Source organism: Marinimicrobium sp., from assembly GCF_002695945.1.
Lineage (GTDB): Bacteria > Pseudomonadota > Gammaproteobacteria > Pseudomonadales > Cellvibrionaceae > Marinimicrobium > Marinimicrobium koreense.
In genome coordinates this window covers 122215-145972 of sequence record NZ_NZQP01000021.1, presented here as the reverse complement: position 1 = coordinate 145972, position 23758 = coordinate 122215, and the positions used below count along the sequence as shown (strand labels likewise).

At 56.7% G+C, this 23758-nt stretch carries 23 protein-coding genes; 16 read left to right on the top strand and 7 right to left on the bottom strand.

Annotated elements, in window-relative coordinates; all coding sequences use genetic code 11:
• The first annotated feature begins 5 nt into the window (after positions 1–5).
• The 9 genes from CMG77_RS04545 to CMG77_RS04505 are packed head-to-tail and all read left to right on the top strand — an operon-like array spanning position 6 to position 3201.
• Positions 6–368, top strand: coding sequence for a hypothetical protein (locus CMG77_RS04545; RefSeq protein ID WP_286807709.1), 363 nt, complete (start codon positions 6–8; stop codon positions 366–368).
• Positions 365–988: a DUF3164 family protein gene (locus CMG77_RS04540; RefSeq protein ID WP_286807711.1), complete on the top strand. Its 624-nt coding sequence runs from the start codon at positions 365–367 to the stop codon at positions 986–988. Before CMG77_RS04545 ends, CMG77_RS04540 begins: the two co-directional genes overlap by 4 nt.
• A 2-nt stretch (positions 989–990) precedes the next feature.
• Positions 991–1344: a DUF2528 family protein gene (locus tag CMG77_RS04535; RefSeq protein ID WP_286807712.1), complete on the top strand. Its 354-nt coding sequence runs from the start codon at positions 991–993 to the stop codon at positions 1342–1344.
• The gene (locus CMG77_RS04530; protein WP_286903692.1) at positions 1344–1532 is read left to right on the top strand and encodes a hypothetical protein; all 189 of its coding nucleotides are present in this window, start codon (positions 1344–1346) and stop codon (positions 1530–1532) included. Before CMG77_RS04535 ends, CMG77_RS04530 begins: the two co-directional genes overlap by 1 nt.
• Positions 1519–1911 (top strand): hypothetical protein, encoded by a 393-nt coding sequence (locus CMG77_RS04525; RefSeq protein ID WP_286807714.1) that lies wholly within the window; start codon positions 1519–1521, stop codon positions 1909–1911. Before CMG77_RS04530 ends, CMG77_RS04525 begins: the two co-directional genes overlap by 14 nt.
• Entirely contained in the window at positions 1908–2153 is a 246-nt protein-coding gene (locus CMG77_RS04520; RefSeq protein ID WP_286807715.1) for a hypothetical protein, read from the top strand. Before CMG77_RS04525 ends, CMG77_RS04520 begins: the two co-directional genes overlap by 4 nt.
• A 16-nt stretch (positions 2154–2169) precedes the next feature.
• Positions 2170–2352 carry a hypothetical protein gene (locus CMG77_RS04515; protein ID WP_286807716.1) on the top strand — a complete coding sequence of 61 codons (183 nt, stop codon included), beginning with the start codon at positions 2170–2172 and terminating at the stop codon, positions 2350–2352.
• Positions 2352–2849, top strand: a complete 498-nt coding sequence (locus CMG77_RS04510; protein WP_286807718.1) for a gp16 family protein — start codon at positions 2352–2354, stop codon at positions 2847–2849. Before CMG77_RS04515 ends, CMG77_RS04510 begins: the two co-directional genes overlap by 1 nt.
• Positions 2842–3201 (top strand): Mor transcription activator family protein, encoded by a 360-nt coding sequence (locus CMG77_RS04505; RefSeq protein ID WP_286807719.1) that lies wholly within the window; start codon positions 2842–2844, stop codon positions 3199–3201. Before CMG77_RS04510 ends, CMG77_RS04505 begins: the two co-directional genes overlap by 8 nt.
• 168 nt (positions 3202–3369) lie before the next feature.
• Here the strand turns inward: CMG77_RS04505 and CMG77_RS04500 are convergent, their stop codons facing one another.
• The 5 genes from CMG77_RS04500 to CMG77_RS04480 form a co-directional block, all read right to left on the bottom strand.
• Complete coding sequence (locus tag CMG77_RS04500; protein WP_286807720.1) at positions 3370–3651, bottom strand: putative periplasmic lipoprotein; 282 nt, start codon at positions 3649–3651, stop codon at positions 3370–3372.
• Positions 3652–3664: 13 nt separating this feature from the next.
• On the bottom strand, positions 3665–5506 hold the full coding sequence (locus CMG77_RS04495; protein WP_286807721.1) for a glycoside hydrolase family 13 protein: 1842 nt from the start codon (positions 5504–5506) through the stop codon (positions 3665–3667).
• A gap of 13 nt (positions 5507–5519) precedes the next feature.
• Positions 5520–7010, bottom strand: a complete 1491-nt coding sequence (locus tag CMG77_RS04490; protein WP_286807722.1) for a tryptophan halogenase family protein — start codon at positions 7008–7010, stop codon at positions 5520–5522.
• Between the two features lie 74 nt (positions 7011–7084).
• Positions 7085–9898, bottom strand: a complete 2814-nt coding sequence (locus CMG77_RS04485) for a TonB-dependent receptor (RefSeq protein ID WP_286807723.1) — start codon at positions 9896–9898, stop codon at positions 7085–7087.
• Positions 9899–10140: 242 nt separating this feature from the next.
• Positions 10141–11769 carry an alpha-glucosidase family protein gene (locus tag CMG77_RS04480; RefSeq protein WP_286807724.1) on the bottom strand — a complete coding sequence of 543 codons (1629 nt, stop codon included), beginning with the start codon at positions 11767–11769 and terminating at the stop codon, positions 10141–10143.
• Between the two features lie 382 nt (positions 11770–12151).
• Here CMG77_RS04480 and CMG77_RS04475 point away from each other — a divergent pair, with 382 nt between their 5' ends.
• The 3 genes from CMG77_RS04475 to CMG77_RS04465 all read left to right on the top strand — a co-directional run bounded on the left by CMG77_RS04475 (position 12152) and on the right by CMG77_RS04465 (position 16569).
• Positions 12152–13660 carry an MFS transporter gene (locus CMG77_RS04475; protein ID WP_286807725.1) on the top strand — a complete coding sequence of 503 codons (1509 nt, stop codon included), beginning with the start codon at positions 12152–12154 and terminating at the stop codon, positions 13658–13660.
• On the top strand, positions 13657–15345 hold the full coding sequence (locus CMG77_RS04470; RefSeq protein ID WP_286807726.1) for an alpha-amylase family glycosyl hydrolase: 1689 nt from the start codon (positions 13657–13659) through the stop codon (positions 15343–15345). The genes CMG77_RS04475 and CMG77_RS04470 overlap by 4 nt, the downstream gene beginning before the upstream one ends.
• An 81-nt stretch (positions 15346–15426) precedes the next feature.
• On the top strand, positions 15427–16569 hold the full coding sequence (locus CMG77_RS04465) for a Gfo/Idh/MocA family protein (RefSeq protein WP_286807727.1): 1143 nt from the start codon (positions 15427–15429) through the stop codon (positions 16567–16569).
• A gap of 148 nt (positions 16570–16717) precedes the next feature.
• Here the strand turns inward: CMG77_RS04465 and CMG77_RS04460 are convergent, their stop codons facing one another.
• Both CMG77_RS04460 and CMG77_RS04455 read right to left on the bottom strand, forming a co-directional pair.
• Positions 16718–17749 carry a LacI family DNA-binding transcriptional regulator gene (locus CMG77_RS04460; RefSeq protein WP_286903691.1) on the bottom strand — a complete coding sequence of 344 codons (1032 nt, stop codon included), beginning with the start codon at positions 17747–17749 and terminating at the stop codon, positions 16718–16720.
• 160 nt (positions 17750–17909) lie between these two features.
• Positions 17910–19058, bottom strand: coding sequence for a helix-turn-helix transcriptional regulator (locus tag CMG77_RS04455; RefSeq protein WP_024461523.1), 1149 nt, complete (start codon positions 19056–19058; stop codon positions 17910–17912).
• A 165-nt stretch (positions 19059–19223) separates the two neighbouring features.
• Here CMG77_RS04455 and CMG77_RS04450 point away from each other — a divergent pair, with 165 nt between their 5' ends.
• The 4 genes from CMG77_RS04450 to CMG77_RS04435 all read left to right on the top strand — a co-directional run bounded on the left by CMG77_RS04450 (position 19224) and on the right by CMG77_RS04435 (position 23755).
• Positions 19224–19988 (top strand): alpha/beta fold hydrolase, encoded by a 765-nt coding sequence (locus CMG77_RS04450; protein WP_286903690.1) that lies wholly within the window; start codon positions 19224–19226, stop codon positions 19986–19988.
• A gap of 160 nt (positions 19989–20148) precedes the next feature.
• Positions 20149–21786 carry a methyl-accepting chemotaxis protein gene (locus CMG77_RS04445; protein ID WP_286903689.1) on the top strand — a complete coding sequence of 546 codons (1638 nt, stop codon included), beginning with the start codon at positions 20149–20151 and terminating at the stop codon, positions 21784–21786.
• 108 nt (positions 21787–21894) lie between these two features.
• Positions 21895–22827, top strand: coding sequence for a sensor domain-containing diguanylate cyclase (locus CMG77_RS04440; protein ID WP_286903688.1), 933 nt, complete (start codon positions 21895–21897; stop codon positions 22825–22827).
• Positions 22828–22831: 4 nt separating this feature from the next.
• Positions 22832–23755 carry a DUF3667 domain-containing protein gene (locus CMG77_RS04435; protein WP_286903687.1) on the top strand — a complete coding sequence of 308 codons (924 nt, stop codon included), beginning with the start codon at positions 22832–22834 and terminating at the stop codon, positions 23753–23755.
• Positions 23756–23758: the final 3 nt, after the last annotated feature.

The following is a 23758-nucleotide window of genomic DNA, read 5'->3' as shown; positions in this document are numbered from 1 at the left end:
TAGCGATGGAGGCGGAAGCCATGCTGTACGCCTGGTGTCACTACTGGAAATGGCCGGAGAACCTTTGTGGCCAGATCCAGCTGACACGAGAGATGCCGGCTGAAGATGCTGAGCCTACCGCTGCGCCCATTGCTCGAGGCACCGATCGTTCCGTCCGGCTGATGATGCAGTCCACCGCATTCAAAAAGTCGGACGGTCTCTGGGTGCCCGGGTTCGAGGAGGGCGCAAGCTTCCTGGCAAACATGAATGCGCTGAACGCCTACCGCAACTGGCTGGCAAACATGATCAAAAACGGCTCACCCCTCAAGGGCGATGTCGCCATCTGGGTAGAGCCAAAACCCTCTCAACCAACGGAGCAACCGCAATGAATACCGAAACGATTCCCGAAGGCTACCGGCAAGACTCCGCCGGTCGCCTGGTACCGGAAGACACCATTAAAACGATCGACCTCATGCGCGATGACCTGGTCATGCGCATCGCTGATCGTGCCGAGGAACTGAGCGAACGCCTGCGCCAGTTCAAGCAAGACACGCTGGCGGAGATCGAGGCCTTCATCGAAACCAGCGCCCAGGAGTACTCCATCAAGCTCGGCGGCGAAAAGGGCAATGTGCAGTTCACCAGCTTCGACGGCCGCTACCGCGTCATGCGAGCCAACCACGACAGCATGACCTTTGACGAGCGCCTGCTCGCCGCCAAAAAGCTGATCGATGAATGCCTGCTCGACTGGAGCGGCCGCCCAGGTGTTCCCAACGGCCTGGTGGTCATCGCCAACCGAGCCTTCCGCCGAAACGCCGCCGGCGAAATTAGCGTCAGCCGAGTGCTCGACCTGCGCAGTCACGACATCGAGGACGAGCGCTGGCAAAAAGCGATGGAAATCATCACCGACAGCATCCGCGTGCAGGCCAGCATCACCTACCTGCGCCTCTACAAACGGGCCGGCCGCACTGATCAATACGACCAACTACCCCTCGATATCGCAAAGGTGTAACCATGAAAAGGCGATTCAAATTGGAGTCAGGACTCGATATCAGCATCACGTTGGATATCGACCTGGACAAAGTGACCCCGGAAGTTGGCGAAGAAATTAATAACTTCTGGATCTTGCATAAAGATGTGCTGCGGGCGTCCGGTGGAGACGTCATTCAGGCCGTCGCGCGCCGTGCGGCTGGCCCTCTGCTTTTGTTTTTGGTTGATGGCTACAACGGATATGGCGCGGTGGAGAAGCTCAGCGAGGAGGAAGGATGGCCTCATTCCGCCCAAATCGGCATCACCGTGGTGGACTGCGAGCTGCCCGACTTGTCCGCCGACGAGTTCGATGTCCACGAGATAAAGGAGACGTCGTGATGCGCTGCCGAAACTGCCACGGGGAGATCCCCGACTCCGAAGTCGAAGCCGAAACCTCCGCAGAGGATGAAGGCCTCCTGGAGGTCACCGCCACCTGCCCATGCTGCCAGTATGCATTCCTTATCCAGGTAGACATCTACGAGATGGACACCAAGCCCAGCCAGGAGGACGAGTATGAAGATGCTTGAATTGTTTCTGGCAATCTTCGGCCTGTGTAGCGCTATCGCGTTGGCTATCACCTGGATAATAAGCCGTCGAAATCCAACGGTCCGGTGCTCTCGTTTGCTGTTCGACGAGCGTCTCCGCCAGATGAGAGCCGAAGGCTACAGCCGTCTCTGGGACGACAGCTACACCGCTGGCGAACTGGCAAGAGCCGCCTCGGAGTATGCAGCCGCTTCGGCAACCGGTGGTGATGAGGCTTCTACCGTCTGCCAAATGCCAAGACCAGAATGGCCTTGGGGCGGAGAACATTGGCGGCCCAAGGGTCGTCGAGACTGCCTGGTCAAAGCCGGCGCCCTGATCATCGCGGAACTGGAGCGCCTGGACCGTATGGAGGGCCGCTCATGAAGTTCTACGGTTGGGACGATTGCGGAGTGGCTCGCGGTGAAATGCTGGCTACCGATATCAGTGCGGGGGATCTGGATTTCGGCCCGGAGCTTCTAGCTCATGAAATTGGGTGGGAGCGCGGTTTCACCTCGTTCAAGGCGGCCCAGCGCGCGCTGCTGGAGGCCATGCAAGCAGAGGGGGCGGCCTCCGATCTAATTGACCAAGTACGCCGCTATAAAGCCAGCTACGTGCCAATCGTTTAACAACGAGGAGCGAAACATGACAGCACTCCAGGAACGCGCCATAGAGCGCACGCACCTTCGGATTGAGGCCGCACGCCACTGCTACATGGTGGCGGCAGCAGCTGGCAACACCCTGGCGGCCAAACGCCACATCCAGACCATGCGAGAAGAGCGCCGCACTCTGAAGCTGCAGCGCCAGACCACCAGGAGGATCCACTGATGCCCAGAGCCATGGGAGCTCAAGCAGAACGGCGCCGCAAGCGCCTGATCAAACTGATCCACGTCGCCAGGCGGGAGCTCGGAATGGCTGATGAGAGCTATCGCATGATGCTCGCCAACATCCCGGCTCTGGGTGGCAAAACCAGCAGCGCTGACCTGTCCATAAACGGCCTGGAGATCGTCCTGGAGCAACTGAAGGCCAAGGGGTTCAAGATCAAGCCGAAGCGGCCAGCGCCATCCAGGAGCGGCCACAGCCGCCCTCTGGCGGACGACAGCCAGTCAAGGATGATCCGCCACCTCTGGCTCAAGCTGCACGACCTGGGCGCTGTCCGCGACCCGTCAGAGCGGGCCATGGGCACCTTCATCTGCCGCATGGTCAAGATTGAAGCCCTGCAATGGCTCAGCACGGACGAGGCCAGCAGGGTAATCGAACATCTCAAGAAGTGGCATAATCGCGTTGAGAAGTGCGCCACACAGGAGGTATCGAGCGATGAGTGACCAAATGGAGCATCTGCGCCACCAGCTACTATCAGAAGCGGCGGACCGCGTTGCGCGGGTGCTCCGCGAGTTCAACATTCCCGAGGACCGGGCCGAGCAGTGCGGCTCAGCGGTCGCTGATGACCTGGCTCAGCACTGGGCAGGGCAGAACATCACGATTCCCAAGGACTATCGCTACAAGCTGACCCAGCGTGATCTGGAGATCTGGGACAAGTTCAACGGCCGCAATCACCTGGAGCTCGCCAGGGAATACGACCTGACCGTGAACGCGATCTACCGCATCGCCAAGCGGATCCGCAAGCGAGCCATCTCCAGGCAGCAACCTGATATATTCGACAAGGCCTCTCACTAAAAAGGGCAGTCCACCCTGGAGCTGCCCTTGATTCGATCGTTTTTTGCTGGCGTCCCGCTCTTGCCCAGAGTGAAACAGTCTTTCACAACCCTATCCCAATAAGTCCCCTCGGCACCCTCTAAATCCCATAATTATCGCGCTCCTGTGGTAGATTTATATCACTCGTGTTCAGGGTACGCCGGTGTACCAGATATGGGTCGCCCCCAGTGCGTGTAACTCCCGGAGCGCGGTGTCGGTGATATCAGCGAATTTGCCGACGCCGTTTTCCTCGAGGGTGCCCCAGGGTTTGTTGGTTGTTTCGGTGTTCCCGAACAGCCGGGTGAACATCTGATAGACCACGGGTTTGCCGGCATGGGTTTTCGGGCTGTCCGTACTGTCGATCGGTTTGGGCGACTGGGCGCATCCGGCCAGTGAGGCCAGAAGCGCCGTGGCGATCCAGGGTTTTTTCATGGTATGTCTTCCGTCAGTGCAGTTCCAGAATGAGCGCGCTCATTGGCTCGAGTGTCAGATCGTTATCCAGGGACAGGGTTTCGCCGCTCAGGGCGTCGGTACCTGAAAGGTGACCATCAATGGCCTGTGCGTAACGCTCGTTGGAGAGCTGGCGGGTTTCCCCGGTGTGATTGATTGCCACCAGAATGCGCTGCTTCTCGGTGTAGCGGGCAAACACATAAACGCCATCGTGAGGGGCATAGTGCAGAAGGTCACCGTGGTGAATGGCTTCCTGTTCCTGCCGCCAGTTGAGTAACTGACGAAGGTATTCCTGTGCAGAGCGTTGGGTATCCGTCAGACCTTCGCCGGTGAACCCATTGCGCGTATCTCCGGCCCAACCGCCGGGAAAGTCACTGCGCACGGCGCCGTCGTCACGGGTCTTCGGGCTGGTGGCAAGCACTTCCGAGCCGTAAAAGAATTGAGGGGTCCCGCGCATGGTGGCCAGCAAGGTCATGGCGATATTGAACCGCTCGACGTCCTTATCAATCAGGCTGTACAGTCGGCTGGTATCGTGGTTCTCGGCAAAAATGACCAGACTCATCGGGTCCGCGTAGAGGTTGTCATCCGCCAGGGTTTCGTAGACGCGAATCAACCCGCGATTCCACGCTTCGTCTTCCGTCAGTGCGGCGCGCAGGGCGTCGTACATGGGGAAATCCATTACGCTGGGAAGATAGGACACATAACCGTCTTTATTGTCTTTGCCGCGCTGCCAATAGGACACCACATTGGGGTTGGTGCTCCACTCCTCACCGACAATATTGAAGTTGGGGTATTCCGCCATAATGCGGCGGGTCCACTCGGTCAGGAAATCCTTGTCGGAGTAGGAATAGGTATCGGTACGGATGCCATAAAGATCCGCGTACTCAATCCACCAGATGCTGTTCTGAATCAGGTAATTGGCCACCAGCGAGTTGCGTTGGTTCAGGTCCGGCATGGATTTCACAAACCAACCGTCGGCAAACTCCTGTTTATCGATGTCCGCCGCGTAAGGATCCTGAACGCTGGTCCGGTAATGGGTGGTGGGGACGAATTCGTCCTGAAAGTTCAACCAGTCGTCGGTGGGCAGATCGTCCATCCACCAGTGGCCGGATCCGATGTGGTTGAGAATCATATCCTGAATCAGGCCGACGCCTTTGGCTTTGCCTTGCAGGCTGAGCTGTCGATAGTCCTCATTGTCACCAAAGCGCGGATCTACCCGATAGAAGTCGGTAATGGAGTAACCGTGGTAGGAATACTCGGGTTGATCATTTTCCAGCATGGGGGTTGGCCAGATGGCGGTAAAGCCCATGTCCGCGATGTAATCCAGGTGCTGGATCAGCCCGGCCAGGTCGCCGCCGTGACGGCCGACGCTGCTGTCCCGGTTCGCGGCTTCTTTGAGCTCGGGAAGTGTGTCATTGCTCGAGTCGCCGTTGGCAAAACGATCCGGGGTGATCAGATAAATGGCATCGGTGGTGTTGAAGCCGTTGCGGTCGGCGGAGTTTTTCCGGCGGGTGTGGAACGCATAGTCATGCTGGAAATTGTCGCCGTTTTCATGGGCAAACTGCAGGGTGACAGTCCCGCCCTGAAAGGTGCTGCGAACGTCAAGATCGACAAACAGATAATTTTCACTCTCGACACGGTGCACATCGGTCACCGCAACCTGAGGATGCTCCAGGCTTACAGACCACTGGGCAATCCGGTCGCCGTGAATCATCAGCTGTACGTTGGGATTGCGCATGCCCGCCCACCAGAACGGCGGATCGATGCGGTCAATGGGATCGGCAAGCGCGGCGGGTATTCCAAGGAGCAGGGTGAGGAATAATGTCAGGCGTATCATGATGAGGTATCCACTACTTGATCGAGGCAATAAAGTCGTTGTGAGAGGGCATCTGGGCGACGGTTTTGTCGACAATCCGTTGCCAGAAATTCATAAACTCGCGCAGTTGATGATCTTCAATGTTGTCCACCAGCGGGTGATAGTCCTGTGGCGTAATGCCCTGGCCGATCATGACCTGTTCCCAGGCAGTTTCGCGAAACAGTTCTTCCTGCTCGCAAAAAACCCGCCCTGAGCCGACAAACAGGTCAATGCGCCGAAGCAGTGATTCCGGCTTGGGTGCTTCACGGCACATGCGCCAGAACGGGCTGTCGGTTTTACGGTTCAGGTGATAGTGCAGAATGATGAAGTCACGGATTTTTTCGAACTCGAACTGTGACTGCCGGTTGTACTCTTCAATATCGCTCGGTTGTATGCCGTTGCGAGGAAACAGCTTGATCAGGCGGGTCAGCCCCTGTTGAACCAGATGCAGGCTGGTGGACTCCAGGGGCTCGAGAAAGCCGCTGGACAGGCCCAGGGACACAACGTTCTGGCACCACTGCTGGACCCGGCGTCCGGTTTTGAAACGGATCGGACGAGGGTCCGCCAGGGCGGGGGTGTCCAGGTTGGACAACAGGGTATGCGTCGCCTCGTCGTCACTCAGGTGGCGGTGGCTGTAGACCAGGCCGTTACCCGTGCGATGCTGAAGCGGGATTCGCCATTGCCAGCCGCCCTCGTGGGCGATGGCCCGGGTATACGGCGTGATGGTTTCTGCTGCCTCGCTGGGAACCGCAAGAGCGCGATCACAGGGCAACCAGTGGCTCCAGTCCTCGAAGTCGACGTCCAGCGCTTCACCGATGAGCAGTGCGCGAAAACCCGAGCAGTCGATAAACAGATCCGCTGCTAGGCGTTCACCGGATTCGAGCTCAACGGCGGCGATATCGCCGGACTCGGAATCCTTGTCGACCGTCTGAATTTTGCCGTCAATGCGCTTGACGCCGAGCTTTTCGCTGTAGGCGCGCAACATCTGTGCGTACAGGCCGGCATCAAGGTGATACGCGTGGGTAAGCCCCGGAAACTGAGTGCCGGGAATGGTTTCCATGGGAGCAAAGCGGTTATGCCGAGCGGCCTGCTCGTTGAGCGAGTAACGCCAGAAGTCTTCGGCCACACCGGCCTGTCGGGCTTTCAGCCAATAGTGATGGAAACCGGCAATGCCGAGGTTGCGCCCGATTTCACCGAAGGCGTGCATATAACAGTCGCCGGGGCGATTCCAATTCTCAAACTGAATACCGAGTTTGATGGTACCCCGTGTCTGTTTCAGAAAGTCGGCTTCCTTGATGCCAAGTACATCATTGAAGTTCTTGATGGGGGGGATGGTTGCTTCACCGACACCGATGGTGCCTATCTCGCTGGATTCCACCAGTTGAATACGGATCTGCTTGCTGAAAAATCGGGACAATACGGCTGCCGCCATCCATCCGGAGGAGCCGCCGCCGACAACCAACACATTTTTTATGGAATGATTCACGTCTTTATCTCCAGCCAAAAAAAAGCCCCTGCTACAGCTCTTCACTATAGCAGGGGCTTTCCTTCATGCCCTGTTTAGAACTGGTAGTTCACACCGAGCAGATAGTTAGCACCGAAGGTCTGGTAAGACGTGATCCGACGGGGATCGTCTTCTGCAGCTCCGACGGTTTCTTCGTCGGTCAGGTTCTGGGCCTGCAGGGTAACGCTCAGGCCGTCAAGCGAGTCGAAACCACCCGCGCCGAAGTCATAACCGATCTGCGCATCCCACAGCTCAGAGCCCTGGTCCGTTGTCGGAGTCAGCGCCAAGCTGAGGCCGCGGGTTTCTGTAAGGAACGCATCGCGCTTGCGGCCACTGACACGGAACTCAAAGCCGTTCTTCTCGTAGTAGACCGTCAGCTGGTAAGACTCTTCGGACAAGCCGGGGATTTCCTGCTGTTCGCCATCATACTCGATAGCGCCGTCGAGGAAGGTTGCCGCAGCGACCAAACCAAAACCGTCCAGCGTTTCGCTGAAGGTATAGAACGGCAAGCTACCGTGAAGCTCGATACCTTCCACTTTACCCTTGCCCAGTTCGGCAATGGAACTGGTCGGACCCTGGTAGGACTGGAAGTTGTCCGTACCTGCATCATGATAGCCTTCGATGAAGTAAGGCTCGAAGTTTGTGATCACGTCCTGGCTGATGTGCCAGTTGAGCAAATCCTTGTAGAACCATGAGGCTGCCACATAGCCGTCGTTGGTGAAGTAGTACTCGTACGACAGGTCGGTTTGTACGGCTTCGAGTGGACGCAGGTTCGGGTTACCGCCGGAGCCACTCCAGGCGCTGAATTCCGGATCGGCGCTTTCGCGACGGGCGTCGTCAAATCGGAAGTTGACAGTGTTGTTTGGGCGCATTTCATCCATACGGGCCCGGGAAAGGGTCTTCGCCGCTGCGAAACGAACAACCTGGCTCTCCGTCATCTGGAAGTTCATGTTCAGGCTTGGAAGGACCTTGATGTAATCAGCGCCGCCACTGACTGGAGTCGCGACAACGCTGACCAGGCCGGTGTCTTCGTCTTCACGAGATACGCTGACAAAGCCATCTGAACGTTGATTGGTGTCGATTATCTGCACACCCACGTTACCGGAGAGAATGCCGGTTTCGAAGTCCGCTTTGGTATAGGCGGTGAGAACTTCTTCGTTCACAACATACGTGTCGCCTAAGCGGTCAGTTTCAAACTCGGTAGCGTCGATCTCGGTGTAAATGCCATCTCTATACATCCCTACGCCGTCATACGCAACTACACTGGTGCCAGTACCAAGGTAGTCTAAGCTGGAGGTACCAACGTAGTAGGAAGCCAAGGCCGGGTCGTTCAAGGGCAGGGCGGTCTGGTCCTCGAGGGGCAGGTCCGCATCAAAACCGGGGGCCACTAGGAAGGCACCGTAGTTAACCTTGCCTTTAGTTCGGTCGGAATAGTTCAAACCCAACTCGACACTCTGGAAAAAATCGCCGTTGAGTTCAGCGATTGCAGAGAGACGCAGAGTGTCCAGCTCTTCGTCAAAGCTCGGATAGTTAACGAAGCCGTCCTGCGCGTTGTTTTTCCCTCCAACGCGTTGGGCAATAGCGCCACCCCAGGCTTGTGGGCCCGCTAAGCGGATAGCAGCAGGGTCAGTATAGTCGGGCAATGCAATGCTCGAGTGATCACCGAACCTCACACCTTCGGGAGATACTTGCTGCCATGATCGAGCACCCGGATCGCCCTGCTGAGTGGTGCCAGCACGACCGGTACCGGAAAAGCTTTCCATATTGATCAGGTCCTTGGCGGATTCGCTGGTAGCAACGTCCAGTTCAGCTGACCAGGTCTCATTGAGCCGATACTTGGCGTTGAAACCGAACGTGGACAGGTCGCCTTCTTTGGTTTCACCATCGTTACGGATTACGGTGTGGAAGCCATCAAATTCGCCATTCATGACCAGTCCGTTTTCAACGTCGCCTACAGTGTAGTTCGCGCCGCCCCAGACTGGCCCGCCATCTTCAAAACCGCGGAAGACTTTGGACTCAAGGAAGTCGATATACAGGGCGTCAACGGTGATGCTCAGGTCTTCGGTGGGTTCCCACTGAAATACGCTGGAGATGGTGTCGCGTTCCATGGTGGCTGAGCGAACAAAGGATTTGTGACCACCGAAGATGAAGCCCTCGTCGATCTCAGGGTAACCCCAGATGCCGGCCTGCTCCTCCTGACTGGGCGATTCCATGGAAGCCAGTGTTACGGCGAAGCCCATGGTGTCATTGGCAAAGGTATCGGAATAAGTGAATGCCAGGCGATGACCGGTGTCATCGTAGTCCGGGTTAGCGGACTCCATGCCATTGACTTCGTAATTGCCGTTAATGCTGATAATGCGATCATTTTCCAGCGGACGCAGGGTACGCAGATCGACCACACCACCGAGGCCCTGATTCACAAGATCGGCTTGCATGGTCTTGTAGACGACTGCGTCGGAAATGATTTCAGAGGGGTAGAGGTCATACTCGACCCCACGGTTGTCGCCAATGCCCAGCAATTCGCGGCCGTTCATGGTGGTGGCGACGTAGTCTTCGTTGAAACCGCGGACGGAAATGCCGCTGGTGCGACCGTTGACCCGCTCACCGGCCAGACCGGGCAGGCGAGCCAGTGATTCGGCGATGCTGGTATCGGGCAGTTTACCGATGTCTTCAGCGGAAACCACTTCCACGATAGAGGAAGAGTTTTCTTTAATGGCGATAGCGTTCATAAGGCTGCGGCGGATACCGGTAACCACCACTTCCTCGAGCATGCCAGCTTCTTGGTCCTGGGCGTATGCGGGAGCAATGGTCATTCCGGCGGCAAGGCAGCCGATCATGGAAGGCAGAATAAGCTTCTTGGTGTTCATCATCTAACGATCCCCTTTCATAGGTTATTATGGTTGAGCATTGAGCAGTTGTTAAAATGTCGCCGCCAGTCACTGATGCAAATCAGTCCAGGCGATTTCAGATTCAGCGACGTTTCGCCAAATTCCTGCTGAAATTCAGGCTATCCCATCGTGTATGGGTGGGCAATTCATTGCATACGTATTCAACGCCTGTTTCCCGTTGCCAACCCATTGAATACGTATGCAGAGTGAATCTGTGGGAGCAATCAGCCATCCAGGCTGAAGTAGCCGGCGCCATAGGCAGGCAAAATCAGCTGTCGACCTTCGATTCTTGCGCCGCTGAATCCGTGTCCTTCGAGTGCCGGGCCTGCGTTCAAATGTTCCACATCCAGCGCGACTTCTTTGTTTGAAAAGTTCATGGCGACCAGAAGTGCCTGGTCATCATGACGACGGGTAAACAGCATCTGTCCCTCTGGTGTGTCCTGGAATTCGATATCTCCCAGGCGCAACGCTGGCTGATCGGTGCGCCAGTGAACGAAAATACGATAGGCATTCAGAACGGAGTCCGGGTTTTTATCCTGAACGTCGACCGCTTTGATTCGGTGCTCTTGGGGAATGGGCAGCCAAGTGGTCTCTGCTTCAGAAAATCCGGCAGTGTGGACATCCTTCTGCCAGGGCATGGGAGTTCGACAGCCGTCCCGGCCTTTGAAGCGCGGCCAGAAGGTGATCCCGTAGGGGTCCTGGAGTTCGTGCTTTTGTAGCGCCGCCTCGGTCAGGCCAAGCTCTTCACCCTGATAGCTGCACACGCTTCCGCGCAGGGATAGCATCATGGCATTGAACAGCTTGGCCAGGGCATCGGATTTATCGGCTCCGCCCCAGCGCGTCATCACCCGACGTACATCGTGGTTACCAATGGACCAGCAAGGCCAACCCTCAGCGAGGCTCGCCTCCAGTGTCTCCACGGTTTCACGGATATAGCGGGTGCTGAAGTTCTCCACCAACAACTCAAAACTGTAGGTGGTGTGCAACCGATCGTTGCCTTTGGTGTACTCGGCCATGGTGGCCAGGGAGTCCTCTGATGAGATTTCTCCCAGTGTGACCGAGCCTGGGTAACGGTCCATGACTTTGCGCAGGGATTCGAGAAACTGCACATTCTCCGGGCGATCGTTGTTGTACCAGTGGTACTGAAAGGCGTAGGGATTGTCTTCGGTAAAGCCACGGCCTTTGCGCTCTTCCTTGGGTTTGGCCGGGTTGTCCCGCAGCTTCTGGTCGTGAAAGCAGAAAGTAATCGCATCCAGACGTAGGCCGTCTACTCCCCGTTTCAGCCAGAATTCCACTTCGTCCAGAATTTCGGCGCGGACTTCCGGGTTATGGAAGTTCAGGTCCGGTTGGCTTTTGAGGAAGTTGTGCAGGTAATACTGCTCGCGCCGCGGCTCCCACTCCCAGGCGCAACCTCCAAAAATGGACAGCCAGTTGTTCGGCGGTGTGCCGTCCTCTTTGGGGTCGGCCCAGACGTACCAGTCCGCCTTGGGGTTGTTACGACACTGGCGGCTTTCCTCGAACCACGCGTGCTGGTCTGACGTGTGGCTCAGGACCTGATCGATAATGATCTTGATGCCTTTGGCGTGTGCTTGCTCGATCAATCGGTCGAAGTCGTCCAGAGTGCCGAAGATGGGGTCAATGTCCCGGTAATCGCTGATGTCATACCCGAAGTCTTTCATGGGCGACTTGAAGAACGGGGATACCCAAATGGCGTCAACTCCGAGACTGGCGATGTAGTCCAGCTTCGAAATGATCCCTGGAATATCGCCAATACCGTCGGAATTGCTGTCCATGAGGCTGCGGGGGTATACCTGGTAAATGACGGCACCGCGCCACCAGGGATTAGTTTGCATGGTGTACCTCCGCAGAAATTACTGACTGAATCCGGTCTGGTCGCCGGTCAAAAAGAGCCATAGAGGAATTCATCGCAAAGAGCCTTGAAGCGTTATTGTCTTCGTTGTTTTAGCGCGGATTTGGTTGTTACCCGGCCTTATTTGAACTGAAACCAATATACGTTAGCGCTGGAATCGGCGGCAACAGACTACATACGTATGCATTGATATCGAGGGCGGGAAATCGATCAAAAAAGAGCCATATTTGAATGAATACGTATGCAGGCTATTGCCGCGGCGCGCCGGCTTGCTTAATTTGAGCGGCTGGCGCGTCAGGCTCTCATTTAAAGGGTGTGAAGATGCTAAGCTGAAAGCACCCGATAACAGATAACAAGTGGTTAACATGAAACAAAAACCTCAACTCAGTTTTTGGCAGATCTGGAACATGAGTTTCGGATTTTTGGGCATCCAGTTCGGTTTTGCCCTGCAGAATGCCAATGTCAGCCGTATTTTCCAGACCCTTGGAGCGCCCATTGATGACCTGGCGTTTCTCTGGCTGGCGGCGCCGGTGACCGGTCTTCTGATTCAGCCAATCATCGGCTATATGAGCGATAAAACCTGGAACCGATTGGGACGCCGTCGTCCTTACTTTCTGTTCGGCGCCATTTTCGCCAGTCTTGCCTTGTTGTATATGCCCCATTCACCCACTTTGTGGGTGGCCGCCGGTATGCTCTGGATATTGGATGCGTCCATCAATGTTTCCATGGAGCCATTCCGCGCCTTTGTGGGTGATATGCTCCCGGACAAACAGCGGACCAAAGGCTTTGCCATGCAGAGCTTTTTCATCGGTATTGGCGCAGTGGTCGCCTCGTTTTTGCCCTGGATCATGACCAACTGGCTGAATGTCAGCAATACCGCCGCACCAGGCGTAGTGCCAGATTCAGTGATCTATTCATTCTGGATTGGCGGTGCAATTCTATTGCTGGCGGTCCTCTGGACGGTACTCAAAACCCGCGAATACAGCCCGGAAGAGCTCGCCGCTTTTGAACAATTCAAGGTACAACAGAAGCGGGCGGCATCAGCGGATGTGGAAACCCGCTCCGCGTCTTCCTACAGCGGTTGGGGTACGGTGTTTGCGGTGGCGGGTATTCTGGTGGCCGCTCTGGTGTATGGTCTCAGTCTTGAGAAGGAAGTCTATGTGCTGGCTGGACTTCTGGGAGGTGTAGGTATATTGCAGCTGGTAGCGGGCTATATGCTCCGCCAGGGCAAAACCGGCAATGGCATCTATCAGGTGGCGCATGACCTGTTCCATATGCCCAAAACCATGGCGCAACTGGCCGTGGTTCAGTTCTTCTCCTGGTTTGCGCTGTTTTCCATGTGGATTTACGCCACCAGCGCGGTTACCAGCCATCACTATCAGACCCTGGATACATCGTCAAAACTCTATAACGACGGTGCTGACTGGGTGGGCGTACTGTTTGGCGCCTACAACGGTTTTGCCGCGTTGGCGGCGATAGTGATTCCCCTGCTGGCCCGTAAGCTGGGGCGCAAGGGCGCACACATTGTAAACCTGTGCCTGGGCGCGGCGGGACTGATTTCGTTTGTGATCATTCGCGATCCCGTCTGGTTACTGGTGTCCATGGTGGGGGTCGGCTTTGCCTGGGCGTCCATTCTGTCGATGCCTTACGCGATCCTGTCCTGCTCGCTGCCCTCCCACAAAATGGGCGTGTACATGGGGATCTTCAATTTCTTTATTGTGATTCCACAGATCATTGCCGGCAGTCTGTTGGGTTTGATTCTGAATAATCTGTTCGCCGGTGAGGCTATTTGGGTGCTCGTGGCGGGCGGCGTATCTTTCCTGGTGGCCGCTGCCGCTACCCTTATTGTGACTGACGAAGGAGTCGACGCATGAAGCACGCACTGACGACCCGGTTGAGTATTCTCGCCAGCACCCTGGCTCTGGCGGCCTGTGCCTCCACGTCGACTCCTGGCTCTACGAGCACCTCCACCACTGATCGACCCCATTACTACGGCACTCAGGAAGCCTTTGCCGAAGAGGCGATTTATTTCCTGCTGACCGATCGTTTTGTGGATGGCGACCCCTCCAACAACCACGAAGATCAGGGCGGCGAGTTTCCCAGCTTTGATGTTCCCATGCCGGGTCCTGATGGAAAAGAGGCCAACGTTGGTTACCTGGGTGGGGATTTCAAAGGCATCCTGAATAATGCCGAGTACCTGAAATCACTGGGGGTCACGGCGCTGTGGATTTCTCCGATCGTGGATAATCCCAACCAGGCTTTTAATGGCGGTGATCCGGTCGGCTTTGCTCAGCCGGGAGACGGCGGCAAAACCGGTTTCCACGGTTATTGGGGCACCAATTTTTTCAAAGTTGATGAACACTGGGAGTCCGAAGGATTGACCTTTTCGGACCTGACCCGGAGGTTGCGTGAAGAGCACGACCTGAAAATCGTTCTGGATATTGTGGCCAATCACAGCTCACCCGCCTATTCGATGGAGGAAGACCAGCCGATGTACGGTGAGGTTTATGGGCGCAATGGCGAGCTGATTGCCGATCACGAAAACCTGGAGCCGGAGCAGTTGAATCCGAACAACCCCCTGCATGCTTTCTACGAGCGGGAAAAAGACCTGGCGCAGCTGGGTAAGTTTGATGCCGATAATCCCGCGGTGATGGAGTATGTAGTGGACGCTTACCTTCAGTGGATTGATCAGGGCGCGGCGGCCTTTCGCATTGATACCTTGCGGCACAAGCCCCATGAATTCTGGAAAGAGTTTACTGATCGCATTCGCGCAGAGCATCCGGATTTCTTCATGTTTGGTGAGAGCTTTGTGTTCGACGCGGAGTTTCTCGGGGAGCACACTCAGCCGGAAAATGGCGGTTTGAGCCTCCTGGACTTTCCCGCACAGGAAACCCTGACCTCGGTGTTTGAAAATCCGGAGAGTGATTACTCGGAAATTCTGAGTTACCTGCACCTGGAAAACAGCCCTTATCATAATCCCTACGAGCTGGTCTCTTTTTACGAGAATCACGACATTCGTCGGATGGATGGCGATACCAAGGCGTACATTAATGCCAACAACTGGCTGTTCACCTCCCGTGGTATTCCATCCATTTACTATGGTTCGGAAATCGGGTTTATGCCCGGCACCAAAGAGCACGAAGGCAATCGGAATTACTTCGGCCAGGAACGGATTGAACAGGCTCGCAGCCATGCCATTACCGACAACCTGAGTCGGATTGCCCATATTCGGCAGGAGTCAGTTGCCCTGCAAAAAGGTCTGCAGGCCAATCTGGATTTCTCGGGCGATACGGCGTCGTTTCTGCGGGTATATCAGGACGATCATCAGGCGCAAACCGCACTGGTGCTCTTGAACAAAGGTGACGAGGCAACCAGTATCAGTGTTGATCGCTGGTTGAGTCAGGGCGAGTGGCGCGATGCCGATACCGGTGAGCGATTTGATGTGGACGGTCAGATTACCCTGGGGGTACCGGGCGATGGCGTACGGGTTCTTATCTACGATGGTCCTGTTAATAATGACGGCTTGGCGGCTAGGTTGGTTCAACTTAAGAAAATGTGATTGTAGCAACGTTCGGGATTTGTTCTGCCTTATAGAATGCGAATATTTGATTATCAATTTAGCGGATAACAGGAGAAAATAATGAAGTGGCTGATGTTTTTTTGGCTATTGCTCGCGAGTTCCGGACCGGCTATGGCGGATAATAAATTAAAGATTGGAGTGGCGGGGTTAACCCATACCCACGTGCACTGGGTTTTTAATAGTGAAGAGCGCGGCGATTTTGAGATTGTGGGCATTGTCGAGCCGGATAAATCCCTGGCCCGGCGATATGCCAGCCAGCATGATTACAGTATGGATAAGGTCTACCCCACACTGGAAGCGATGATAGACGCTACCCAGCCAGAAGCCATTACAGCCTTTGGCAGTATTTTTGAGCATCTTGAAGTGGTGGAAGTGGCTGCCCCGCGCGGCATTCATGTCATGGTTGAAAAACCGTTGGCGGTCAATATGACCCATGCCCAAAAAATGTATGATCTGGCGAAACAGCACAAAATCCATCTACTGACAAACTATGAAACGACCTGGTATCCCACTAACCATGCAGTCAAAGCGGCGCTACAGTCGGGCGACATTGGCGAGATGCGCAAGGTGCTGGTTCAAGACGGTCACAAAGGTCCGAGTAAACTGGGGATCAACCAGGAGTTTTTAGACTGGCTGTTAGACCCGGTACAAAATGGCGGCGGTGCCATTATGGATTTTGCCTGTTATGGAGCGAATTTACTGACCTGGCTGACCGACGGTCAAGTGCCCAAGACCGTCACAGCAGTGACCCAGCAGTTACAGCCGGAAAATAACCCTGAGGTAGACGATGAGGCGACTCTCATTTTAACCTACCCTCACGCCCAAGCTGTTGTACAAGGGTCGTGGAACTGGCCAATCGGTCGCAAAGATATGGAGGTGTATGGCACCACTGGCGTGCTCTATGCCGATAATCGCCATCAGTATCGTAAACGCCTCGCCCGCGGCTACGATGACTTTGATGAAACCCGCAAAAAACTGGAAGAGCGGCCGTATCCGTATGATGATCCCTTCAGTTATTTTAAGGCGGTGATTGAGCAAACCATCGAACCCGAACCCTATGCGTTATCTTCACTGGAAAACAACATGATTGTAATGCAGATCCTAGATGCGGCGCGCCAAAGCGCTGCCAGTGGCGAGCGCGTTACTTTGCCAACCGACACCGGGCAGAATAAAGAGATGGGTCTAAACAGGGATGTAGATTAGAACCCGTGATATTGACCCCGACGCCCACTTGGTCCGTTTAGTTATTGAAAACATTTAGGTTTGGTTCATGTGCTAAGTGGTAGTCAATTCGTACGTGCCGTTGTCATTCGTTATTAGAGAAGGTTAGATTACCGCATAAGCTAGAACGCTATGCCTTGTGCCCACAAGAGCCACGCACCATCAGGTCGGTGGGCAGCAGGAAAGATTCCGGTTTCTCACCGTCGATCATCTTCAGCAGGTTGTCTACCAGCAGCTCACCCGCCAGTCGGGTGTTCTGNTGCACCGTGGTCAANGGCGGATGGGTGTAGGANGCGGTGGGAATGTCATCAAAGCCCACCACCGCAATATCATCCGGTACGATCANACCGGCGGCCTCAATTCCCTGAATCGCCCCGATGGCGATCAGGTCGCTCGCACCAAATACCGCATCGAATTCCACGCCCCGCGCTCGCAGGGTTTCAATGCCCGCCTTACCGTCGGTTTCCGAGGTTTCCGCCGCGACCTGAAGGGCCGGATCCAGCTCAATCCCGAATTCCTTCAGTGCCCGGGCGTGCCCCTCATAGCGGCGCCGGAACTCGGGGGAGTGCTCGCTGGCATCCCCAATAAACGCGATCCGTTTCCGGCCGAGCTGTAACAGGTGTTTGGTGGCCTTGTAGGCACCGTTGTAATTGTCACAGCCAATGGACATGCCCGGCTGGCCCGGCAGTACCGGACCCCAGGTAATGTAGTGGGCGCCCGCCTCGTTCAGGTGGATCAGCTTTTCCACGTAGGTCACGTAGTCGCCATACCCCAGGAAAATGATTCCGTCGGCCCGGTGGGCGTCTTCAAAATCCGCGTGCCAGTCATCACTCATCTGCTGAAAGGACACCAGCAGGTCGTACTGGCGGTTGGCGCAGGCGCGGGTAATGCTGCCCAGCATGGACAGGAAGAAAGGGTTGATCATGGAGTCGCCAATACCCTGATCTTCACAGAGCAGCAGGGCGATGGTCCGGGTCTGCTTGGAGCGCAGGTTGCGGGCGTTTTTGTCGACCTTGTAGTTCAGCTCCCGGGCAATCGCCTGGACCCGCTTGCGGGTGGCCTCGTTGACCAACGGGCTGTCGCGCAGGGCGCGTGACACTGTGGATTGGGAAACCCCGGCCCGATAGGCAATATCGAACGAGGTGGGCTTGTCGTCTTTCATACACCGAAAGTCCCGGGCCTGTTACCGGCCTCTGTTGTTATGGCTCTGTGTGCGATTGCCGTTACATGGCAAACCCGGCGCTGGGTGTGGGGCCAAATGCCGGGTCGGGAATGAATATATCACAGGGTTGGGCAAAAGTGGCACCAGGGCCACTGCCGGGCTATCGGCCCGGCAGCTGGTTGACCATGGCCGCCAACTGGCTCTGTCGGCAACAGCCGGTTTTGTGGAACACGGATTTCAACTGACTTCTCAGGGTGTGAATCGAGCGCTGGTCCCGGGTGGCAATGGCTTTCAGCTCCAGCCCCAGGGCGATATCCAGAGCCAGCCTGGCCTCGGTGTCGGTCAGGCCATAGGCGGTCACCAACTGCTGGTGGCGTCGGCCGGTCTGAGCCAATGGGTCCCGGATATAGAGCGCGGCGTGGATATCGGTCTGCCAGAACGGCAGATCGGGTTCGGCGCCGGGAAACACCGGCGTCAACAGACAATACAGGGGCGGGCAGTGGGGGCGGGGCACCTCAAAGCGCCACTCCAGGCTCTGGCAGTGGGCCGCCTGGCCGGTCAGGCGCTGCAGAGCCGCTTTGAAAGGCGGATTCAGATTCGGGTCGGTGAATTCAACGCCGTCCGAGGTGAAGCGCAGTCCCATCGGGGCGGCCTGCTCCAATTGAGGCGAGAGATAGCGGATCTGGCCGCTCGCGTTGAACAGAATGAACGGCAGCGGGTGACTCTGGGCGGCATTCAGGGCCGACGTCAGGCGCGCCTCTCGGTCGGCCATTTGGGCGCTGAGCCGCAGTGCCTGGCGCATATGGGGCAGTACGCTGTTGATCAGGTTGGTCTCTTCCCGGGAGTAATACCCCTGCCCGCCGGTGCGTTGAATCAACAGTTGCACCTTATGCTGCTCGGTGCTGTAGACCGTGCCGCACACGCCGTGATGAATATCCAGGCCTCTGGCCCAGTCGTTGAAGAATTCGGTCTGGTAAAACGTCGGCTGTCGGCAACTGAAATCGAGGTAGGTGGAATACAACTGCCCGGTTGGCTTCTCTCCCAGCTCGGTGCGCCAGGGGCACAAATTGACGAAGTGTTCCACATAGCGCTGGTGCGCACTATCGTCGATGTTGACCTTGATGCTGCGCTGAACGGTATTCGCGCCCTGATTCAACAGCAGTAAGCGGGCCGAGCGGGACCCGGTCAAATCGATCATCCGCTTGAGAAACGGCCCCCACTGGCCGTTGCTCAGCGCACTGCCGTAAAGGGTTCCCAGGAGTTGTTCGTTATGCTCAGCAAAGCGTTTCCGCAGTGTATCGTCTGGCATGGCACCGTGGTTCCGTAAGGCCGCCGCCAGAGGATGTGGCGGGCAGCCGGAGATCAAATCATCGACTCTGGCGCGATTTTCGCTTATTTTAAATAAGTCTGCGTTGAAATACGCCAATCTGCAATGACTAATTCAAGCACGACTCATTCCAACGAGAAGCCAACCATGTCCGACCACTATGACGATTGTGTGACCGAGCAGGGCCAGGGCGAACCTCTGGTCATTCTGATTCACGGCTGGAGCTGCCAGCGCACCGATTGGGTGCAAACACTGGCTGCCATGCCCCGGGACCTCCACTGCCTGGCACTGGATCTGCCCGGCCACGGTGAGGCGCAGGATAAACCCTGGGATGACTGGACGATCGAGGGCCTGGCCAAAGCCGTAACCGAGGTGGCTGATCAGAAGGGCGCCCGCCGACTGATACTGGTGGGTCACTCGATGGGCGGTTGCGTGGCGCTCGAAGCGGCCCGGCGCTGGTCCGGACCGGTGGGCGTGGTATTGGTGGACAGTTTCGGGCTGCCCTATGGGGATATGGATGCCGAGACCATTGCCTCCATTGAAGAGCCTTTCAAGGCGGATTTTCGCGGCGCCATGGCCGGGCTGGTGGACAACACCACAGTGGCGGAGCTGGATCCTGAAATCCTTGAGTGGATCAAAGCCCGGATGTCGTCGGGCGATCCAGAGCGCCTGCTGCCCATCTGGCACAACCTGCTGCGCTGGTCCCCGGACGGGGCCTTTGCCGAGATCAAAGGCCCCATTGTGGCGCTTAACGGAGAGCACATTTCCGAGGCGGCGCAAAAGCGCTGCGCGCCCTACGTTCAGGAGACCATCCTGCCGGGCACCCATCACTTCCCCCAGTTCGAGCAGCCCCAGGCCTTCGCTAACGCACTACAGCAGTCAATGGAATCCATAGCGTCACAACTTGAGTAGGTTGGATTAGCGCAACGCGCGTAATCCAACGATTCTCAGCCCAATGGTCGCAATGTTGATCTATGCGACACGCTGACACGTACTCTGTCGGGAAAATTAACACTTGGCCGCAGAGCCAAGGACATTCTAGGGGCGACCCCCCGTAAACAGAGTACTTATCATGGCTAGATCGCTCACCATCGCCCAGCGCCTCGGCTCGGGCTTCGGACTGATTCTTTTACTGTTTACCGTGGTCACCGTGCTGGGGATCCAGCGGGTGACCGTCATGGACCGGACCCTGTCCGCCGTCAACGAGGGGGCCTCCCAGAAGCAACGGTTTGCCATCAATTTCCGGGGCAGCGTCCACGACCGGGCCATCGCCATTCGCGATGCCGTGCTGGTCGAGAACGACAGCGCCCTGCGGGCTCACTTGCAGGACGTGCGTGACCTGGATGCGTTTTATCAGGACTCGGCCCGGCAGATGGACGCGCTCTTCGAAAGCCAACACGTGAGTGATAAAGAGCAGCGCCTTCTGGATCGAATTCAGGCCATTGAACAGGAAACCCTGGGCCTGACCTCTGAGTTGATCGCCCTNCGCCAGGCNGGCAACATCGAGGCGGCCCGCNAGTTTCTGTTNTCCGANGTCTCGGNGGCCTANACCGAATGGCTGGCTCGNGTGAATGCGTTTATTGACTATCAGGAAGCGGATATCCGGCGGGACGTGGATCATGTGCAGGCGGTAGCAAGCGATTTTGCCAAAGTCATGGTGGCGTTTCTTTTGTTGGCGTTGATCGCGGGAGCGGTGGTGGCNGTGGTGATCATCNNNAACATCAAAGCNACNCTNGGGGCNGAGCCGGAAGCCNTGTCNGAGGCGATCGAAGCTTTCGCATCCGGGCAACTGACCGTGACGGAGAGCTCTCGCTACCCAAACAGCGTCATGGCCAATATCAACAAAACCCTGCGCCGGCTCGCCGGTGTGATCACCGATGTACGCATGGCGGCGGAAACCCTGGCCCGCTCGTCGGAAGAGCTGACCCGGACTTCGGATGACAACAGCGAACAGGTGCGCCTGCAGTCCTCGGAAACCGAGCAGATGGCCGCCGCCATCAATCAGCTCAGTGCCTCGGTGGTGGAGATCTCCCGAAGCGCGGCCAATGCCTCAAACGCCACCCAGAGCGCTGACCGGGAAGTGAACACCGGCAATCAGACGGTGCAGGAAACCGCTTCCGCCATTGAACAGTTGGCGCAGACCCTTGAGGACGCGGTGAGCAAAGTGCAGACGGTATCGACCCAGAGTGGCGATATTGAAAAAATCATCGATGTAATCAACGGTATCGCCGAGCAGACCAATCTGCTGGCCCTGAATGCGGCCATCGAAGCGGCCCGCGCCGGCGAGCACGGCCGGGGTTTTGCGGTGGTTGCCGATGAGGTCCGCTCGCTGGCGACCCGCACCCAGGCCTCGACCCGGGAGATTCGGGAGATGATCGGCACCCTGCAGACCGGGGCCGGAGACGCGGTGGAGGTGATGGAAACCAGCCATCAATTGGCCCAGAAAACCGTGATAAAAACCCGGGAGGCCGAGAGCGCCCTGTCCACCATTCGTCAGGAGGTGGTATCCATCACCGATATGAACCACCAGATTGCCAGCGCCGCCGAGGAGCAGAGTCAGGTGGCCGAGGGCGTCAATCAGAACATCAACCGGATCAGCGAAGCGACCCTGGCGTCCTCCGCTGGCGCCGATCAGGTAGCGGGGTCCAGTCGGGAGCTGTCCGAGCTGGCTCAGCAGTTGTCGCGCAAAGTGGCCCATTTCGAGGTGTAGTCAGGTGGGCGGGTGTTGGCCGCCCCGGCGGTTCGGAGTATATTGAGGCAGCGTGATCGCTCCCGGCAGAGGAGCGGCTTTGACCAACCAGCACCGGGCCACCTATTCATGAGCTCCCCCATTTCCGACGCAACTGATAGCGCGGTCTATAAAACCCTGCTTGAATCCACCAAGGCCATCCCCTGGAAAATCGACTGGGCGACCATGAAATTCGCCTACATCGGCCCCCAGATTGAAGCGCTCCTGGGCTGGACGCCGGAAAGCTGGGTCAGCGTAGAGGACTGGGCGACCCGGATGCACCCGGAAGATCGGGACTGGGTGGTGAACTTCTGTGTGAGCCAGTCCCAGTCCGGTGTGGACCATGAGGCAGACTACCGGGCACTGACCAAAGACGGCGACTACGTCTGGATTCGGGACGTGGTCCATGTCGCCCGCAATGAGCAAGGTGAAGTGGAAGCGCTGATCGGCTTCATGTTCGATATCAGTGAGCGCAAGAAAACCGAGCAGGAACTGATCAAACTGCAGAAAGAACTTGAGACGCTGTCCTACCAGGACGGCCTGACCGGCGTGGCCAACCGGCGCATGCTCGACTCCATTCTCGATGTGGAGTGGTTGAATGCCCGGCGCAACTGCCAGCCGCTGTCGGTATTGCTGATCGACATCGATTATTTCAAACAGTACAACGATCGGTACGGACACCTGCAGGGCGATGACTGCTTGAGGTCGATTGCCCAGACCCTGGATACCGTGGCTTCCCGCCCCNGNGATTTCCTGGCCCGGTTCGGTGGCGAGGAATTCATGCTGGTGCTCCCGGAAACGGATGGAAAGGCCGCTCATGCGGTGGCCGACCGATGCCGCCAGGCCATTTTGAAGTTGCAGATTCCCCACGCCGCTTCCGATGCCAGTCAGTTGGTTTCCATCAGCGTCGGCGTCGCCAGTATTATTCCCGATCACGANNGTGAGNTGGCGGAATTTATTGAGAGCGCGGATCGAAAACTGTATCAAGCCAAGCTTGAAGGGCGCGACCGGGTGGTGGCTTAGCGCAATGGCCGACAGGGATGACATGACTCAGCCTTCGCTCTGCGCCAATTGCGATACGCCGCTTCAGGGCGATTATTGCCATCGCTGNGGGCAGGACAACAAGAATTATGTACGCAGCGCCTTCGGACTCATCACCGAGTTCCTGGGGGAGTTCACCAACTGGGACAATCGTCTCTGGCGGACCTTGTGGCCACTGTGGGTCCGCCCGGGGNTTCTGAGTCTGCGTTACGTTCAGGGGCACCGAGCCCCATATGTTCCGCCGCTGCGCCTGTACATCTTTACCTCCATTGTGGCTTTTCTGGTGTTCGCTCAGGCGATACCGGTGGATTCGATCAACTTGAATCCACCGGAGGAGACGACCGAGAGAGCCTCGGGTGAGGGGTCAGAATCGAGGAGCGGTCTGGTTGCGCCACCCATACCGGGCCGGGATGTGCACTTTGAGCTGCCCTTGGTCAGCGACGAAATCAATCGCCGACTCGAATATAATTTTGGTCGTATTGCCGAGAACCCTCAGATCGGCATCAATCAGTTTTTTTCCCTTGCTCCCCAGGTAATGTTCTTGCTATTACCGCTGTTTGCCCTGGTTCTGAAATTGATTTACTGGCGGCGACATCACTATTATATGGAGCACCTGATACTTGCCCTCCACACCCACAGCTTCGGGTTGCAANTGGCTGTGGTGGTGGTGGGCTTGGCCATGCTTGAGGATGCCATCGCGGCCTGGCCTNTGGTGCCCGAGGCATTGAGTGTGCTCAGTAGCCTGCTGTTCTGGTCGGTGCCTCTCTACCTGCTACTGAGCCACAAAACGTTTTATCGTCAGGGATGGTGGAAATCGGTTCTTAAATTTTTACTCACTGCCACTGCTTACAGCTTTCTGCTCTTCACGGCGTTTTTGTTTACGACGATCCAGAGCATNCTNCGCAGCTAAGCC